The following is a 15838-nucleotide window of genomic DNA, read 5'->3' on the forward strand; positions in this document are numbered from 1 at the left end:
TGAATGAATCATCATTCATATTTCTATCATAAAATGATGACTCTCTACTGTCAAGCAAAAACTTCCATAGAGTCATAACATCCTTTTTCCATTCTACCCCTCATTACTTAAGGTTGTCCAGTTGTTCCGCAAACGGAGCTCACTATTACAGCTCCGTAAGATGTTTACGCCTCCTTTTTTTCTGGTGGGATTTTTTTCTTTTCCTCATCAATTAGGACTCTCCTCAAGATCTTACCAATGGTCGTTTTAGGAAGTTCCTCTCTAAATTCATAAAGACGTGGTACCTTATAGGAAGCTAAGCTCTTTCTCACAAACTGATTCAATTCCTCTTCCGTTACTCTTGCCCCGTTCTTCAATACAACATAGGCTTTGACGGTTTCCCCACGATATGGATCAGGAATTCCTGCCACTACTACTTCCTGTACGGCCTCATGTTCATACAGAACCTCTTCCACCTCACGTGGATAAATATTAAATCCACCTGCAATTATTGTATCCTTCTTGCGTTCCACTACATAAAAGAACCCTTTTTCATCCATATAACCTAAATCACCCGTAAGAAGCCAGCCGTTTTTAAATGTGTTTTCCGTGTCTTCAGGACGATTCCAATAGCCCTTCATAACCTGGGGCCCCTTAATCGCTATTTCACCGATTTCATTTGGCGGAAGTTCTTCACCCGTTTCCAACGAAAGGATTACTGAGTCTGTATCCGGCCAAGGCAAACCGATGCTTCCTTTGACCCGAGGTTGATCCCAAATGAAATTGGCATGGGTAACTGGAGATGTCTCCGAAAGACCAAAACCTTCAACTAGCTTTCCACCCGTCACTTTCTCAAATTGCTCCTGAACTTCTAATGGTAGGGGTGCCGATCCACTCATGCACGCTTCAATGGAGGACAGGTCATACTTGGAGACGTCAGGATGATTCAATAGACCGATATACATCGTAGGTGCCCCTGGAAACAATGTCGGTCTCTGCTTTTGAATGGTTTTCAATGTAGACTCGACATCAAACTTCGGCATGATGATCATCGTATTTCCTTCCATAACGGAAAGAATCAAAACTGTCGTCAATCCGTACACATGAAAGAATGGTAGGATAGCCAGAATCCGCTCTTCGCCTCGTTTACATCTATAAAGCCAAGCATTGCACATTTTCGTATTCGCAAGTACATTTTTGTGGGTAAGCATGACACCTTTAGGGAAACCGGTTGTCCCCCCGGTATATTGCAAGAGCGCCAAGTCATTCTCCACATCGATTGGCTCTGCTATTTCTTCTGACATTTTCCGCTTCATGATCTCCGTGAATAAATGATGATTTCCTTCATGCTCCACTTTGACCACTATGCCATATTCCTTCTTTTGAATGAACGGATAGATAAGATTCTTCGGGAAAGGCAAGTACTCCTTGATAGCGGTTACAATAATATGTTCGATTTCCGTACTCCGGGCGACTGAGGTGACGCGGGGGAATAATATGTCCATCGCTATGATGATCTTCGCTCCAGAATCCTTCATTTGATGTTCTAATTCACGTTCCGTATAGGTAGGATTCGTTTGGACGACCACTCCACCAGCCATCAAAATTCCAAAAAAGCTGATGACTCCCTGTGGGCAGTTAGGAAGCATGACCGCAACACGCTCTCCCTTTTGGAGACCGATGCTCTTTAAGTAGGATGCAAACTTCGTAGCAGATTCATAAACTTCTTTGAAAGTTAATTCCTTTCCCTGGAAATGTATGGACACCTTATCTGGAAATTCATCTGCAGCCTCCTTCAATAATGAATAAAGAGGTTTATCATCGTAGGTTAAAACAGTTGGTATTTGTTCCGGATACATGGCTTGCCATGGCTTATTGCTCATTTGCCCCCTCCTTCTGAATATTCATAATACTCATACTCATTATAATACAACCGGTATTTTCTTACAATTACTGTATTCAGAAAAAATAAGCATAAAGGAGGATAATCGGTTTTAAAGGAGTAAAAGTCCTTTCATCTTTGGTTGTTTCGTGGGAGTCACTTACTCTTTATATTTTTAAGGTAGATTGTTAGATGACTTTAAAGCGACTGTGCATTGAGCCTTGAATTCTTTTTTAGAAAGCACTACGAAACTTTTAAAACTCTGTATCGTTCGTCCATGTCGACTTCCTATTATTAATCTAAACTACATAACAAAATTGTTGAATGTGTTGATTCTTTTTTTTCTTCCTAAAAGAGATTGCTGCTGATATTGGGATGGTGTAACCCCTTCGTATTTCTTGAATACCCTGGCAAAGTAATTTGGGTCGGAGAACCCACATTTCTCGCTTACTTCCATTACATTTTCCCTACTGTAAAACAAGTATTGTTTTGCTTTTTCAATGCGACGGACTGTGATATATTGTGTGATTGTGTAACCCGTCTCTTGTTTAAAAAGTCTGCTAAGATATTGTCCACTAAGAAAGACCAACTTAGATAAAGCATCTAAATTAATTTCTAAGTGAAAATTATTCTCGATATATTCGAGAATAGTTAAAATGTCGTCATGATCACAGACTGCCCCTAAAGAGTTTGAAACCGGCCGTTTTGCCACAGGTATATATTTTATTAAGGCTTTCTTGATATCATTCGGATGAGCAGGCTTTAATAAATAATCACTTGTACCTGTATCAATAACTTTTCGAGTGAAGTTACAATCATCATACGCCGTCAGAAAGATGATTTGGCAATCTGGCACCTCATCTTTTATCATCTCCGCTGCAACCAAGCCATCCATAATGGGCATTTTAACATCCATAAGAATAACATCCATTTGATTTTGCTTTGCAAGTTCCAAGGCTTCCGCTCCATTTGTGGCCTCGAATAATTGGCTTATGCCCAGATACTCTTTTTTAATTATCATTATAAGGACTTCCCGTTCCAATGGTTCATCATCTACAATCATTACCTTCACGATAGAACACCTCCTGATACTGGAATGATTATTCGAACCATTGTGCCAAATCCAGGTTTACTTTCGATGGTTGTTATACCGTACTCTTCCCCAAAATGAAATTGAAGTCGTTTCTTTACATTATCTATCCCAATTCCTGTTGTATGACCATTCTTTTTTTTACTGGATGGTAAAAATATCGATGATAACTTTTCTTTCGTCATTCCAACTCCCGTATCAGAGACTTCAATTACTATATTCCCTTTATCTAAAAACACGTGGGTTTTTACCGTAACTGTACTATTATCTGGTTCAAATCCATGAATGATAGCGTTTTCAATAATAGGTTGAATTGAAAATATAGGTAACTTTACTAACTCAGCTTCTACGTCCACTATTTCTTCATATTGAATTAAGCTACGAAAACGAGATTGTTGAATATTTATGTAATTTTTCACATAATCTAATTCTTCCTTCAACGTTACAGGCTGATCTATATTACGTAGACTGTACCTCATGATTTTAGCCAATGAATATGTGACTTTTTGTGTTTGTTCTGCATTTTCTAAATAAGCAAGTCGGGAAATGGTATTTAAAGTGTTAAATAAAAAATGAGGATTTATCTGTGATTGAAGGATTTTTAACTGTGCTTCCTCTAATAGTTTTTCTAGTGATGCACGGGCATTCATTTCCTCTACCAACTTTTGATTCATAGTATTTAACTCTTCCTGTGCAAGAAAATTAACTGCCGTTTTTATAATATAATTCGCTACAAGTTCGAGCATTTCCATTACTGCCTTAATCCGCTTTCGACTGGTAAATTCGATCTCACCTAAATAAAGCTCTAGGAGCCCCTGATTAATTGGTAGACTTCTCAATTTTTCTCTACTCTGTTCAATACGCTTCTCATCTCTATTTTCTAGCAACAGTTGACCACATAGAACAGAACCGAGATATTCGCCATTAAGAATAATAGGTGCAGCTACATCAACTAGACCCGAATGACAATAATGCATAATGGGCTTTGCTTGTTCAGCTGCAATTAGCCCCACTTTCTGATCAGATAATAGACAGCATTTAAATCCTTCTTCGTTGGAACGTATGTGGTTACAAAAACTTGTAAAATTAGTTGGTATGGTGACAGGTATTCCTTGCTGATCCGCAATTATTACTCCAAAACCGGTAGCGTCTGAAAAGCGTTTCTGGATATCCTGAAGCATCTCTACATCCACAATATTACGTAAAGTCAACATAGTCACCTTATACCTCCACATTAATTTTCTTTCTATTCTAAAAATAATAAATTTTATATCCTTTATTATAACTAATTAGTGTCCATTAAAAAGTATAAAGTTCCAGAATCTACAAATAGTTTGTTATAGATTGAAAAATATACTTGATTTTAGTCTCAATAAACCTTTTAAAACCAATGATGCTCTACCGGCTTTCATATAATTTATACCCCTGAAACCAGGAACTCCGTAATATTACTAGGAGTTTTTTTAATAAAGTCTATATTCAAAGGATAATAAGGTGTTCGAGTACAAAAGGACCATTTAGTTCTATTCAATTAATAAAATCAGTGAAGATAAAAATCTTCACTGATTGTTAAATTGCTTTATTCAGAGAGAATCCCGATTAATTTTATATCCTTCAGTGCATTAACTGCACTCTGGGCTACCAATATATCTTCTTCAACCGAACCACCACTTACACCAACTGCTCCAATGATTCTGCTATTATTGTACAATGGAATACCACCGCCGAATACAACAACCCGTCCGTTATTAGTTGTATTAATTCCATAAAGTTCTTTTCCATTTGCAGCTACTTGCGTTAAACTCTCCGTGGTCATTTTCATGGCCACGGAGGTCCATGCTTTATTTTGTGCAAGTTCAACACTTACCAATAAAGCATCGTCCATTCGGTGAGATGCAATAAAATTCCCACCTTCATCCACAACGCTTATAACCATTGGAACATTGATTTCATTTGCTTTCTTTTCAGCACTTTCAATGAGCTCCTTAGCTACCTTTAAATTGAGCTGAGTCATTTCCCCCATCCTTTCCTCTTAAAAAAATAATGGTAACCCTTTAACTAATCGAGCTGCATTTTTTCCTGATTTCCGACCATTTTGAACGATGTCTCGTATATAAGGTTCTTCCGAATTTAATTTCTCGTGATGAACACATAAATTCCCAAACTGGTCGATGCCAATACCTACATTTAAAGGAGACATATCTGCTGCGATATTCCCTAGTTCAGTAAAGCTATTCGTTTTATCGCATTCTTCCAATAAGAACGAAACTCCTTCTTCTTCTAGTCCCGCACAGACTTCTTTAATTAGATTAGAATCAAGAACACTGTGATATAAAATAGCAATATATACTTCGTGATTATTCATTTCAATACCTCGTGCCTGACAGAAGCTAGTACCAATCCAGTTGCAACTGCATTTCTAGGACCTTCTGTGCCGCGAATATTGGCAAAGCCTGCTACAATTCCGTACTTTCCTAATTCCTCTGTTAACATTTGTGGAATTTCAAAGTCCAAAGCCGAGCCACCTACCATAACAACAAAAGATAGGTGTTTTAAATTGCCTGTTGGAACGACTCGCTTCAGGGCTCGGAGTGCATTAGTCACAAATACTCTTCGTTTTGCACTTCTGCGGATTTCTCTAATTTTGTCCATAGTTGCCTTGGTTGCTAAAGGGGTAAGTTCATCTTCTTCTCGGACCACCACTTTTCCGAAGGTATGGGGAGGATAAGGTTTCTCTGAAAATAACATCGTTCCGTCTTCTAGTTGCATATGGAATAAGCTGAGTACTTTTCCTAAAGGATTTCTTTTTATTTTTTCAGCCAATTCCTTGTCGTCTAAAGCCAATTCAGAATTGATGAGCATCGTGACCATGGCTCCTGCCCCTGCTAAGTGACACGAGTTAATTTTGCCACTTTCATACATCAGCGCAGCATCAGTAGACCCGCCTCCCATATCCAGAATCACAATTGGTTTTCTCGTTCCGGGTGTCGTTAAGGCGCCACAAATTGCCATCTCTGCTTCAACCCCACCAATTTCCACCTCGATACCAAGTTCTTTTTTCAATAAAGAAGCAACTTTTTGCACAGGAACCTTATCCGTTTTCACCATTGAGGCTAAAGCGACACCGCTTTCCATAGAAAGCTCACCCGCCATAGCTCCGGTAATTGAATTGGGGATTACAGCATCCACAGCGAGAAAGTCAGAGATTGTAATATCGTCTGGTGATTGTCCAGTCAGTTGGGCTAAATCTTGCCGTAGACCATTAAACATTCCACCAACATTGGTGCCTGTTTCCCCATATACGTCTATCAATGTTTCTACCTTTCCATAGGTATTCATTATCTCCTCAGCACCATCATTAATGGATACTTCTAGCTTTTGGGTATTCGCTCCTTTTAAAAAGATTTTACCTGCCTCTATTTTGCGTTCGACGACTTCTCCTTTTGGTGTTCGAATAACCACAGCTGAGCGGTTGCCAACTAACGCTTTGGCAATTAACGCAATTTGTATCGTTTCGTCAGGATCCAACTGAAAAATAGTAGAAAGACCATATGGATTGCTTAAAGTTCGGATTACATGGCCCGGTAAAGCAACCTCAACTGCCGCTAATTTCCAAAGTGGAATTTTTTCAATTAATGCGACTTCATCCACAATCGGTATCTTTTTCTTTAGACGGTTGTGTATTAAAACCCCATCGTCTTTTTGTACCACCGCACCAGTAATAGAAATCCCTTCACTTTCAGCTTGGTTCAAACAGTGAGCAACCCATGCATAATCGAAATATTTCGGGATTACCGCAATATAATCTTGTTCTTTTTGTTCCACTTTCCTTATTTGATCGATTAACACTGTTATTCCAACGCCTAGACCTGCTCCACCCGGTGTATCGGGGTTATGTCCAACCATAGAGGATTCTGTGATAATGGTTTCACTAATCAGATCCATGGCCAAATCGCCTATAACCGGTACCGCATCATTCAATCGGATAAGATCAATATCTTCAAACTCAATATCTGCTTTCTTGACCGCTTCCTGCAAAGCGCGTCGAATACCTTCAACATTCTCAGACGTTCCTTTTATACCCGTAGTTCTCACCAAACACTGTGAAAGAAATTTTATATCGTTTCCATCCAACCTTGCAATTGCTACTTCCGTTGATGAATTACCGATATCTACACCAGCTAAAATCCTTTTCATACCCCTTTAATCCTCATCCTTCTTCAGCCTTCCTCTTCTTTCATATACGTCTGCAGCTTCACGAATCAAATTTGCATTCTCTAATGCTCCATACTCTTCTTCTAATTCATCGGCAATTTCTAAAAGCTGTTCTCTAGTCGAACGATTAGGACGCATGGCATTATAAATTTGTAAGATACGTGCATCCGATATATTAATCATTTCAGCTGCTCGACGGAAGTTTTTGGCGAGTTGTGGTCTTCCTAGCGTTTCACTAATATCAGCGTGCATTTCAAGCGTGTTTGGGCTGATACGTAAGTCTGCTTCTGCTATGTCTCCCTTTAAAGCGGCATCTAGATTCAAATCATTGTAAGACTTTTCTGTACGTGTGTATAATAAATCTGGCCTTTTAATACCTAGCGGATAGTCATTTTTTGTTAGATTTGCCCCATCTTTCTTTATTACTCTCTCCATATTCACCCTCCTAGTCTTTTATTAAGAATTCAACTTTAACTTCAACTGGTTTCTTATCCGGTATAAGGGATTGGCATTCCTTTAAATAGAGCAGAGCTGCTGCTGCTTGATATTTAGGTCGTGTCATTTCATCATTTAATACCGGTACAGGATTTGGGCTTTCCCCTATCGCATACATTGCTGCATTTCGTCCAATCGCCCGATACATCTCTAAAGTTATTAGTGGGGATTGAGGAAATAATTCAAGATTAGTTAGGGGGTCTAAATCACGCTGATGAATCACTGCAGTTCCTCTGGATTGTAAGCCGATGCTGATACCTGAACCACTTAATTGGGCTCCTCCATGGGCCATGAAAGCCAAATCAGCAGTACGCAAGCTTCGAATTACACGAGGTACAGCCCCTTGTTCTTCAATCCCGGAAAGGATTTCACGTAAGACAGAAGCATGAGCGACTTTCACGATGGTCTTATTCATTTCTTTCCCAAAGGCCGGAGCGATAGCAACTATTACTTCTTTTGGATTTGTTCCTTTTTGGGCAGACCCAATTTCCGTTAATTTCATCTCAATTGATAAAGCTGTGGTCATATTCCATTCCTCCTTAATCAAAATCTTGCGGACTAATGGCTTGACGAATATCTTTTATTTCATCCCATCTTTCCGGACTAAGTCGATAACCAGTCCCGGGTCCCATGTAATCGTTTTCATCATTCACCGCACTTATAACCACATTGTCTTTATTAATAATGGCAGATGTATGCAAATAATCACCAGCTACCCTATGTTTCAACATATTGAAAATTCGTTCAGCTGTTTGTCGATAACCACGCTTGGCCAGGATGAGAGCCACATCGAAACCAGAAATCCCATCTCTTAAAATCCGTTCCGCAGCCTTTAAATCTTCGACTACATTTCGTTGTGGCATATCTTCACTGCTGTTAGCATATGTGGCTGCCTCTACCTCTTCATCTGTAATCACTGGGAAGCCCAGTTCTTCAAAAATAACCTGTAATGCTTTAGCAGCTTCATAACGTACTTTGATAAGGCTTTCTTCATCCACTGGTTTTAATCCACCGTCCACCATCATATCTCGTTGGATAATTAAGTAATCGTCCAAATCGCTTGAATCCATATTAGATCCTGCAAACATATCTTCGTTATTTGGTACAGCCGAGAATCCAGCAAAAATGAAATCCGTACCAGGAAGCATTTGACATAGCATTTTAGCACTACGTCGAATTTCCGAATGAGAAAAGGTTTGGTCATTTCCCGAAGCTACTTCCATATCAAATAATGTAGTAGCTAAGTTTTCTGCTAAGACGGCCCGGATTCCGCTTGGTACGGAGGCTGGTATGCCAATACAGCTGATTGATCCATTTTGCAACCCTTGAACGCCTGCCCCTTTTGCCATCATCACACATCGAATCTCTAAATAAAGCATGGATTTCCCTTCTGCTCCCGCCATTTGCACCTCAGAGCCAGTACCTGATGTAAAACGCATTTTAGCCCCACGTGAAGCATAGGCTGAAGCTAAAAATGATTTCGACCATGGCGTGTCATCTCCATCCATAAAAACAGATTCCGTACCATAAATTGAAACAGTTTCCGCATAGGAAGTCATTCCCAGCATCGCTAAGCGAAGTTCAGTTGCTTCTTCTAAGGAATCTTGCGTTAAAATTCCATTCCTTGCCGTTTGGGAACCCACTAGTAAGGCTAATGCATTAAAGGGTGCGTAACGGGCAACACCAACGGTTGTCTCTTGTTCATCAAATCCGTAGAGACCCGCTTCTGCAGCATCCGCTGCCATTAATACAGGATTATCGCGTACATTGGTCACATGGCATTGGTTAGACGGTGTTTTCCTTGCTCTCATTTTTTGTAAAGCCATCATCATTTCAACCACATTCATATGATTGAGTACTTCTAGTACTTTTGCGGGAGTGAGCCCTTTTGACAATTTGACAATCTCTGACCTTGAAACGTTTATATCTACAAGTTTCTTAGCAATCTCCAAAGAATCAAGAGCCATGACTTGTTCAGTTAAGCTTGAATCAATTGTGTAATCTGCAATAAATTGATCTAACATATCAAAATCTTCTCGTTTTTTTCCATCCAACTCTATTATTTGGCCATTTTTTATCTTAATAGACGGCTTAGGATCATTAGGGCTTGACATGGCAACAAACCCCATTTCAGGCCATTCTTTTACGAATCCATCTTTATTGACCGGTCTTTCTTCTAAAATCTCAAATCGTTTTGAGCGTTGCATAAGCGATACCCTCTTTCTATGATTATTTATATTATGCTTTCATAAACGAAAGACTTCTAAAGGCCAATCTTTTTGGATAATCATAAAGCCTCCAATATGCAACTTTAAGTAATCTACTATTCAACAACTTATTTTTGACACCATCCCCCTAAATTTTATTTCGTTTAATTTATTATAATTTTCAGAATAATAAATGTATCTAGACGCATTTTACATTCATTAGCATTTTTTATGCTTTTGGCTATTTATCAATTACCAACTAAGACTTATACTCTGGGGAGAGAGCAAACGTATCTTAGGAACGTTGACATTCATTTTTATATCTGAGTAAACAAAAAAGGAGTATCTCTACTCCTACACTCATTTAATTTCTAACCCTAAACCAATATCGATAGAGTTCTTCGAAACCTAATGTTGCATAAAGATTCCGTGCAGGTTCATTCGTTAACACCACTTGGAGATAGGCGTTATTCGCTCCATTCTCCTTTCCCCAATACAGGAGATTTGTAACGAGTTTCGTTCCATAGCCCCGGTTTCGGTAGGCCTCCTCGGTGGCGATATTAAATAGACCTATGTATTCATCCTCCAGAACACCGAGTCCACATGCTAGCGTTTTCTCCTTTTCATCCGTCAAAAAGATAAAACAGGTAGTTGGAATGATTTGTTCCAGCACCTTCCTGAAAATGGGCTGATTTCTTTTGTGTATGTTATTTAATCTACAAAAATCTGCAAACCGCGCTTCTGGCATCTCGTTATATATGAGCACATTGGTTCCACTCGGTAATTCCATATGTGCTAATGACAAAGCTTGCACACTGGTCCTACTTTCGATACTATAATTCAAGGCTTCAAGGGTATCGTCTAAATCGTCCGGACTAGCCAGTGGAGTGATTTTATAAGACATTTGGATGTTCCGTTCCAAGAAAGCTTTTTCACTAGATTCTATTTTTCTATTCACATCTTCATAAGAAGGATAAAGGGGATTTACCGAATTTGCCCTTTTGGTATACCCATCGGCAAAGCGTAAAACCCACCCATCACACAACTGCGTTTGCAATGCCGGCAAAGCGTTCATTGATAGCTCTTCAATTTTCCTTATCAGTTTAGGCTGAACCATTATTTCTTCCTCCATGTACTAGGCTTCGTAAATAATTATATAAAAAAAAGAACCCAAATAAAGAAGCGACGCAACGGCCGCTTCTTTTCAGGTCAAGAATACCATATAGATGATTCCGAGCAGAAAAAAAATTCCGCAACAAATAATTAAAACTTTTGCAAGCTTCTCCACAGTTTTCTCCCTCTCATGCAGGACATTAAGATATTCCAGCGCCGATGACAAAGGATAGGGCGATTGAAATGATCATCGCAAGAAATCCCACTGCCCGATTATCTTTTTGTATCTCTTCATCTATTTTAAATCCCGGGGTCATAAATTCAAAAATAAAATAACCGATGAGTAGCAGGATAAAACCGTATACACCCCAGCCTATCATTGTAAGTAGCGAGTTCTGATGGAGAATGGACTGTTGGAACACATAGGCGATTCCAAAAATCTTGCCCCCGGTGGCCATCGCGACAGATAAATTCCCCTGTTTGATTTCCTCCCAGTTTTTGTACTTGGTGACAAGTTCAAAAACGGCTAAAAAAACAATTATGCATAATATAACGACACTATATCTGGCTGCTATATACACATACTCATTTTCCCATATGTTCTCCATGAGACAACTCCCTAACGGTATTCGGCCATTCCTGCTAAGCAGCGTGCCTGAATGGCCACTTTCCTTTATTTAAATTCTACGACCGTCACACCAGTTCCGCCTTCTCCAGCTTCCCCGAAACGGATTTTCTTGACTGATCTGTGATTCTTCAAATATTCTTGAACCCCGGACCGGAGCGCACCCGTCCCCTTACCATGAATGATGGACACACGCGAATATCCTGCCAGCAATGCATCATCGACATACTTTTCGACTCTCGACAATGCACTTTCATATCGTTCCCCACGAAGGTCTAGCTCCAGGCTAACATGATAATCTCTACCTTTGATCGTGGTTAACGGCTTCGTTTCTTTCGCCTTTGTCGTTTTAATGAATTCAAGGTCGGACTCTTTCACCTTCATTTTCATGATGCCGATTTGTACCTGCCATTCATTATTTGAGACTTTTTCAATCAGACTACCTTTTTGTCCAAAGCTTACAACCTTCACTTCATCTCCAGGTTTCAGAGTTTTATCCAAAGGCTTAGCTGCTTTTTTGGTTGACTTCTTCACTTTTGGCGCTGCTTCTTCCAGCCGTTTTTTCGCATCGATCAGTTCGTGCTCTTTTACATCGGCATGCTTTTCAAAACGGAGTTGGCGCAAGTCAGCAATGATCGCTTCCGCTTCTTTTTTCGCTTGTTCAACGATTGCCTCTGCTTCTTTGGCCGCTTTTTCACCCATCGCATCTCGTTCTTCATTATACTGTTCCATTTGCTTTTGAAGATCCTTGTGCAGAATGTCGGCCTGTTTTAGAAGCTCGGCTGCTTCTAGTTCCTCTTCTTCTGCCTTCTTACGGCTATCTTCAAGAGAAGCTATCATATTCTCGACTTTATTCGTATCCTCGCCAATATGGCTGCGGGCATTGCTAATGACGCTCTCTTCCAAACCAAGACGCTTGGAAATTTCAAATGCATTACTCCGACCAGGAACACCGATAAGGAGCTTATAGGTTGGGCTCAAAGTCTCGACGTTGAATTCGACGCTTGCATTAATGACGCCTTCACGGTCATACCCATAGGCTTTCAACTCAGGATAGTGAGTGGTGGCAATCACGCGCGCACCACGCTTGTAGACTTCATCCAATATGGAGATCGCCAGTGCGGCACCTTCTTGAGGATCGGTTCCCGCTCCAAGTTCGTCGAACAATACAAGGCTTTCATGGTCGACATTCTTTAATATATCGACAATATTGACCATATGGGAAGAGAACGTACTCAAGCTTTGTTCGATTGACTGTTCATCCCCGATATCTGCATAGATGGAGGAGAATACGGCCGTTTCAGAACCATCAAGAGCAGGGATTTGCAGACCTGCCTGGGCCATTAACGTACAAATGCCTATTGTTTTGAGTGTTACTGTCTTACCTCCTGTATTCGGTCCGGTGATGACAATCGTCGTAAAATCTTCTCCAAGGAAGATATCATTGGCAACGACTACATCCGCTGGAATAAGCGGGTGTTTCGCCTTGAATAGTTTCACGCGGCCTTCATTGTTCAAACGTGGTTTCGACCCTTTTATCGCTTTGGCGTATTTTGCCTTTGCAACAAGGAAATCCACATGGGCAAGCACCTTGACGTTATGGAATAGTTCTGGAGTGAACTCGCCTACTTTTTCGGAAATCTCGACCAAAATGCGTTCGATTTCCTGTGTTTCCTTTACACGTGTTTCCTGAAGGACATTATTTAATTGGACAATCACCTGTGGTTCAATGAACAGCGTTTGTCCTGATGAAGATTGGTCATGGATGATTCCACCATACACACTACGGTATTCCTGTTTTACAGGAATGACAAAGCGGTCATTTCGAATCGTAATGATGGCATCTGACAACATTTTCGTTGCATTCGAAGAACGAATCATGCTTTCGAGTTTTTCACGAACCCTGCTTTCATTCGTGCGAATCTGGTTACGAAGCGTGCGCAGCTTATCACTTGCCGAATCCATCACTTCCCCATGTTCGCTAATAGCATAGGTAATTTCCTGTTGCAAATCAATCAGGGGATGAAGCGAATCGATAAACTCAGCCAATAGCGGAACTTCAATCTCCTGTTCCACGATTTCTTCGAAAAATCGAGTCAGGATCCGACCAGCACGAATGGTGCTAGCCGTTTCCATCAATTCCATCGGGGATAACATGCCACCGATTTGCGCCCTTTTAGCCTGCAGGCGGATATCGAATATCCCTCCCAATGGTAGATTACCTTTTAACCGGACAATTTTAGCCGCCTCATCCGTTTCATCCTGCCATCTCGATACTTCCTCGAAGTCGGTGGAAGGCATTAATTGCTGTGCCTTCTCCTTCCCGATTGCAGACGAAGCATGGGAAACCAATTGTTCTCTAATTTTATCAAATTCCAATGTCTTTAAAGCTTTATTATGCATGGAGTTAAGACTCCTCCTCAGTGAGTAAATAATTAGTCATTTCTCTTTAAAAACGTCAATAAACCATCCGTATCCATCGCGTTAAGAACCGTTGTTTTTTTAATCCATCCTTTTTTAGCAGAAGATACGCCAACCGGCATATGTTCAAGCATATCAATACTATGGGCATCAGTATTGATCACAACCGTCACGCCCGCTTCTTGCGCTTTACGTAGATGAGGCGGAGCCAAGTCCAAACGGTTCGGGTTAGCATTCAACTCAAGTGCCGTATTCGTCTCGCGTGCCAGTTCAATTAGCATATCCATATCGACATCATATCCTGTTCGTCTGCCGATGATTCTTCCTGTCGGATGGGCAATAATATCGACATGCGGGTTATTCAATGCCGTTTTTAATCGTTCCATGATCGTTTCCCGTGGCTGAGAAAAGCTCGAGTGGATGGAGGCGATGACCAAGTCCATCTCTGCCAGCAATTCATCATCGTAATCAAGGGTTCCATCTGGAAGGATATCCATTTCGATTCCTGATAGGACCGTAAAATCATCATACTTTTCATTAATGTCATGAATGATCTGTTTTTGTTCGCGCAACCGCTCTGCAGTCAAGCCATTCGCCACTTTCAAGTATTGTGAATGGTCAGTGATAGCCATATATTTATAGCCTTTGGCCCGACATGCTTCAACCATTTCTTCAATCGAATAAGCACCATCGCTCCAAGTGGTATGCATATGCAGGTCACCCTGAATATCTTCTACCGTTATAAGCGGTTCACTTTCATTGTACTGTTCCACTTCCGTCCCATCTTCACGTAATTCGGGTGGAATGAGCGGGATGCCGAAATGATTGTAAAATTGCTCTTCTGTTTCGAAGGTCAGAATTTCTCCCGTTTCAGCTACCTCCACGCCATATTCACTTATCTTTTCTCCCCGTTCTTTAGCCAACTGGCGCATACGTACATTATGATCCTTCGAACCGGTGAAATGGTGAAGAGTCGTGGTGAACTCTTTATCCTGCACGATCCGGAAATCGACAGAAATATCATATTCATAATCAAGGACGACCGAAACCTTTGTATCACCTGCGGCAATGACTTGCTTAATGCCAGGCAATGAAAGAAGCTGTTCCTTCACCTCTTCGGGGTGGTCCGTGGATATGATGAAATCAAGATCTTTAACCGTTTCCCTCATTCTTCGCATACTGCCGGCTCTTGATGAGCGCGTGATATGCTCCATATTGCCAATCGCCATCTCGATATCGTCAGCAATCGGTCTCATGAAAGCAAGTGGAAGACGGTCAGGCCTTGATCCAGCCTCGGCAATGGCTGATAAGATCTTTTCTTCTGTTTTTTTACCGAAACCGGTCAGAGCCGCGACACGCCCCTCCACACATGCCAGTTTAAGGTCATTCACATCATTAATATGTAATTCTTTGTGTAGCTTGGCGATTTTTTTACCGCCTAATCCCTGAAGTTGTAAAAGCGGTATCAAGCCCTTCGGCACCTGCTCCTGAAGCTCTTCAAGAACGGTCGACTTCCCTTCATTGATAAATTCTTCAATAACGGATGCCGTCCCTTTCCCGATGCCATTCAACGCCGTAAAGTCATCGATGGCCGTTAGACTCCGGTCATCGGTTTCCAATGCACCAGCCGCCTTGCGGAAAGCCGATACTTTAAACGGATTTTCTCCTTTAAGTTCCATGTATATGGCTATCTTTTCTAATAATTTTATAATATCTTTTTTATTGATTGTCATTTTTTCACCACCAAAATTAGTAGGGAAACTCCCTTGGATACTTTCTTAAAGATACCTTTCTTAACGCCAAAGTACAAG

At 40.7% G+C, this 15838-nt stretch carries 13 protein-coding genes; all 13 read right to left on the minus strand.

Features of this window, described 5'->3' with window-relative positions:
• Positions 1-164: 164 nt before the first annotated feature.
• The 13 genes from ACQKL0_RS06515 to polX all read right to left on the minus strand — a co-directional run bounded on the left by ACQKL0_RS06515 (position 165) and on the right by polX (position 15760).
• The gene (locus tag ACQKL0_RS06515; RefSeq protein WP_427686730.1) at positions 165-1862 is read right to left on the minus strand and encodes an AMP-binding protein; all 1698 of its coding nucleotides are present in this window, start codon (positions 1860-1862) and stop codon (positions 165-167) included.
• Between the two features lie 303 nt (positions 1863-2165).
• Entirely contained in the window at positions 2166-2924 is a 759-nt protein-coding gene (locus ACQKL0_RS06520) for a response regulator transcription factor (protein WP_402987357.1), read from the minus strand.
• Positions 2925-2929: 5 nt separating this feature from the next.
• The gene (locus tag ACQKL0_RS06525) at positions 2930-4165 is read right to left on the minus strand and encodes a sensor histidine kinase (RefSeq protein ID WP_402987360.1); all 1236 of its coding nucleotides are present in this window, start codon (positions 4163-4165) and stop codon (positions 2930-2932) included.
• A gap of 365 nt (positions 4166-4530) precedes the next feature.
• Positions 4531-4965 (minus strand): GlcG/HbpS family heme-binding protein, encoded by a 435-nt coding sequence (locus ACQKL0_RS06530; protein WP_427686732.1) that lies wholly within the window; start codon positions 4963-4965, stop codon positions 4531-4533.
• 18 nt (positions 4966-4983) lie between these two features.
• Positions 4984-5316 carry a glycerol dehydratase reactivase beta/small subunit family protein gene (locus ACQKL0_RS06535; protein WP_407408229.1) on the minus strand — a complete coding sequence of 111 codons (333 nt, stop codon included), beginning with the start codon at positions 5314-5316 and terminating at the stop codon, positions 4984-4986.
• The gene (locus tag ACQKL0_RS06540; RefSeq protein WP_427686734.1) at positions 5313-7148 is read right to left on the minus strand and encodes a diol dehydratase reactivase subunit alpha; all 1836 of its coding nucleotides are present in this window, start codon (positions 7146-7148) and stop codon (positions 5313-5315) included. Before ACQKL0_RS06540 ends, ACQKL0_RS06535 begins: the two co-directional genes overlap by 4 nt.
• Positions 7149-7154: 6 nt before the next feature.
• A complete protein-coding gene (locus ACQKL0_RS06545) occupies positions 7155-7601 on the minus strand; it encodes a diol dehydratase small subunit (protein WP_402986541.1) in 447 nt (148 codons plus the stop codon).
• Between the two features lie 10 nt (positions 7602-7611).
• A complete protein-coding gene (locus ACQKL0_RS06550) occupies positions 7612-8187 on the minus strand; it encodes a propanediol/glycerol family dehydratase medium subunit (protein ID WP_402986544.1) in 576 nt (191 codons plus the stop codon).
• A gap of 13 nt (positions 8188-8200) precedes the next feature.
• Positions 8201-9868 (minus strand): propanediol/glycerol family dehydratase large subunit, encoded by a 1668-nt coding sequence (locus tag ACQKL0_RS06555; protein ID WP_402986547.1) that lies wholly within the window; start codon positions 9866-9868, stop codon positions 8201-8203.
• Between the two features lie 364 nt (positions 9869-10232).
• The gene (locus tag ACQKL0_RS06560; protein ID WP_427686736.1) at positions 10233-10985 is read right to left on the minus strand and encodes a GNAT family N-acetyltransferase; all 753 of its coding nucleotides are present in this window, start codon (positions 10983-10985) and stop codon (positions 10233-10235) included.
• Positions 10986-11181: 196 nt separating this feature from the next.
• The gene (locus tag ACQKL0_RS06565; protein WP_402874507.1) at positions 11182-11589 is read right to left on the minus strand and encodes a DUF350 domain-containing protein; all 408 of its coding nucleotides are present in this window, start codon (positions 11587-11589) and stop codon (positions 11182-11184) included.
• Positions 11590-11654: 65 nt separating this feature from the next.
• Positions 11655-14009, minus strand: coding sequence for an endonuclease MutS2 (locus tag ACQKL0_RS06570; protein ID WP_427686738.1), 2355 nt, complete (start codon positions 14007-14009; stop codon positions 11655-11657).
• A 32-nt stretch (positions 14010-14041) separates the two neighbouring features.
• Positions 14042-15760, minus strand: coding sequence for a DNA polymerase/3'-5' exonuclease PolX (gene polX, locus ACQKL0_RS06575; protein ID WP_402986553.1), 1719 nt, complete (start codon positions 15758-15760; stop codon positions 14042-14044).
• Positions 15761-15838: the final 78 nt, after the last annotated feature.

It is taken from the genome of Peribacillus sp. NPDC097264 (assembly GCF_050277925.1).
Lineage (GTDB): Bacteria > Bacillota > Bacilli > Bacillales > DSM-1321 > Peribacillus.

Bases quoted from the DNA above. Each gene is read 5' to 3' on its own strand.
- ACQKL0_RS06515 (WP_427686730.1), bottom strand. From the start codon at position 1,862: ATGAGCAATAAGCCATGGCAAGCCATGTATCCGGAACAAATACCAACT.
- ACQKL0_RS06540 (WP_427686734.1), bottom strand. From the start codon at position 7,148: ATGAAAAGGATTTTAGCTGGTGTAGATATCGGTAATTCATCAACGGAA.
- polX (WP_402986553.1), bottom strand. From the start codon at position 15,760: ATGACAATCAATAAAAAAGATATTATAAAATTATTAGAAAAGATAGCC.
- ACQKL0_RS06565 (WP_402874507.1), bottom strand. From the start codon at position 11,589: ATGGAGAACATATGGGAAAATGAGTATGTGTATATAGCAGCCAGATAT.
- ACQKL0_RS06550 (WP_402986544.1), bottom strand. From the start codon at position 8,187: ATGACCACAGCTTTATCAATTGAGATGAAATTAACGGAAATTGGGTCT.
- ACQKL0_RS06530 (WP_427686732.1), bottom strand. From the start codon at position 4,965: ATGACTCAGCTCAATTTAAAGGTAGCTAAGGAGCTCATTGAAAGTGCT.
- ACQKL0_RS06520 (WP_402987357.1), bottom strand. From the start codon at position 2,924: ATGATTGTAGATGATGAACCATTGGAACGGGAAGTCCTTATAATGATA.
- ACQKL0_RS06535 (WP_407408229.1), bottom strand. From the start codon at position 5,316: ATGAATAATCACGAAGTATATATTGCTATTTTATATCACAGTGTTCTT.
- ACQKL0_RS06525 (WP_402987360.1), bottom strand. From the start codon at position 4,165: ATGTTGACTTTACGTAATATTGTGGATGTAGAGATGCTTCAGGATATC.
- ACQKL0_RS06545 (WP_402986541.1), bottom strand. From the start codon at position 7,601: ATGGAGAGAGTAATAAAGAAAGATGGGGCAAATCTAACAAAAAATGAC.
- ACQKL0_RS06555 (WP_402986547.1), bottom strand. From the start codon at position 9,868: ATGCAACGCTCAAAACGATTTGAGATTTTAGAAGAAAGACCGGTCAAT.
- ACQKL0_RS06560 (WP_427686736.1), bottom strand. From the start codon at position 10,985: ATGGTTCAGCCTAAACTGATAAGGAAAATTGAAGAGCTATCAATGAAC.
- ACQKL0_RS06570 (WP_427686738.1), bottom strand. From the start codon at position 14,009: ATGCATAATAAAGCTTTAAAGACATTGGAATTTGATAAAATTAGAGAA.